This is a genomic window from Psychrobacter sp. TB20-MNA-CIBAN-0197, assembly GCF_040309765.1.
Classification (GTDB): domain Bacteria; phylum Pseudomonadota; class Gammaproteobacteria; order Pseudomonadales; family Moraxellaceae; genus Psychrobacter; species Psychrobacter submarinus.
Window position 1 is genome coordinate 1 of record NZ_JBEOPC010000574.1, and the last position, 272, is coordinate 272.

At 61.4% G+C, this 272-nt stretch carries 1 protein-coding gene; it reads left to right on the plus strand.

Annotated elements, in window-relative coordinates:
• On the plus strand, positions 1–272 hold a 272-nt coding region (locus AAEY83_RS15025; protein WP_351060155.1), incomplete at both ends, for an efflux RND transporter permease subunit.

The window sequence follows — 272 nt, forward strand, 5'->3', positions numbered from 1 at the left end:
CGTTTGGAAAATGGCCCGCCGGTTGGCTATCCGGTGCAGTTCCGCGTCACGGGCGAGCACATCGAAGAAGTCCGTGCGTTGGCGCGCAAGGTGGCGGCAAAGGTTCGCGAGAATCCGCATGTGGTCAACGTGCATCTGGACTGGGAGGAGCCAAGCAAAGTTGTCTACCTGAATATCGACCAGGATCGCGCCCGCGCCCTCGGTGTGAGCACCGCCAATCTGGCGAAATTCCTGCAGAGTTCGCTGGTCGGCTCGACGGTCAGCCAGTACCG